Raw genomic sequence first — 1,419 nt, forward strand, 5'->3', positions numbered from 1 at the left:
TCTTGCGGATGAGTTGGCTGCTGGCCCAGCGAGACAGTTGCCGCTACATGGTGTTGAGGGTGACATCGCGGAGGTGGCGGGCGATGTCCCGGGCTGGTCAGGGGCGGTTGGGGTCTTGGTGGAGCAGGGCCAGGACCTGTTGTTGTCTGCGGTGCTCGGCCGGGGCGATGGACGACCGTGCGCCTGCCGAAAATTACATCGGCCGAGGTCATGACCATGTGAGGCCTTCGCGTGGCGGCGCGAACTCAGGGCCACCCGGGGGACAGAAACGCGTGCGGCAGGATGATCAGTCGTGCTCCTTCGCCTGGCCTACCTCACCGTCACGAACACGTTCGCCGCGCTGCGGTTGCTGCCCCTGAGGGATCGGGACAAGGACGTGGAGATACTCGCCCTGCGCCACCAGATCACCGTCCTCCAACGCCAACTCGGCGCCGACACCAGAGTGAAATTCGCACCCGAGGACCGGGCCTTTCTCGGCGCGCTCCTGACCTCACTGCCGCGTGAGGTTCTGCGCCGGCTGCGGCTTGTCGTCCGTCCGGACACCGTCCTGCGCCGGCACCGCGATGCGACGGCGTCACGCCCGTACCTGCCAGCCGGGCCGACGTGGGCGCCGCCCCACGATCCGGTCCATCCGCGCCCTCATCCTGCGCCTGGTTCGGGAGAACCCCGGCTGGGGCTATCGGCGGGTACATGGTGAGCTCGCCACACTCGGCATCAAGGTCGCGCCGTCCACAGTCTGGGAGATCTTCAAGCAAGAAGGCATTGATCCAGCACCCCAGCGGGCATCCAACCACTTGGGCCGACTTCCTGCGCTCCCAAGCCCACGCTCTGCTCGCCTGCGATTTCATCGAGACCGTCACCTTGAACGGGCAACGCCAGTACATCCTGGCCGTCATCGAGCACGCCAGCAGGCGCGTTCGCGTACTGGGCACCACCGCTCACCCGACCGCCGACTGGGTGATTCAGACGATCAGGAACCTAGTGATGGACCTGGAAGACGCAGGCTGCCGAGCACGCTTTCTGATCCGAGACAGGGATGGGAAGTTCCCCACCCTCATGGACGGAATCCTCGCCGACGCGGGCATCCAGACCGTACTCACCGGCATCCGGATGCCGCGCATGAATTCCATCATGGAGCGGTGGGTGCAGTCTTGCCGCCGTGAACTCCTCGACCGCTGCCTCCTGTGGAACGAACACCACCTGCGGCACGCTCTTCGCGAGTACGAAGTGTTCTGCAACCGGCACCGCGCCCACCAAGCCCTGGGCCAAGCGGCTCCGCAATGCACCGTCCCTGACCCGATCACGGATCCCGAGCGGATTGTGGACCTGAGCATACGCCGACGAGACCGGCTCGGCGGCATCCTCCACGAATACTCACATGCCGCTTGACCTGCGCGGATGGAATTATCGGCAGGCGCA

General features: G+C 65.6%; 2 protein-coding genes. Both read left to right on the forward strand.

Features of this window, described 5'->3' with window-relative positions; genetic code table 11:
* Positions 1-292: 292 nt before the first annotated feature.
* On the forward strand, positions 293-697 hold the full coding sequence (locus DMB42_RS54010; RefSeq protein ID WP_185845356.1) for a hypothetical protein: 405 nt from the start codon (positions 293-295) through the stop codon (positions 695-697).
* A gap of 65 nt (positions 698-762) precedes the next feature.
* Positions 763-1,389 carry an integrase core domain-containing protein gene (locus DMB42_RS52670; RefSeq protein WP_221762767.1) on the forward strand — a complete coding sequence of 209 codons (627 nt, stop codon included), beginning with the start codon at positions 763-765 and terminating at the stop codon, positions 1,387-1,389.
* The last annotated feature ends 30 nt before the right edge of the window (positions 1,390-1,419 follow it).

It is taken from the genome of Nonomuraea sp. WAC 01424 (assembly GCF_003947315.1).
Lineage (GTDB): Bacteria > Actinomycetota > Actinomycetes > Streptosporangiales > Streptosporangiaceae > Nonomuraea > Nonomuraea spiralis.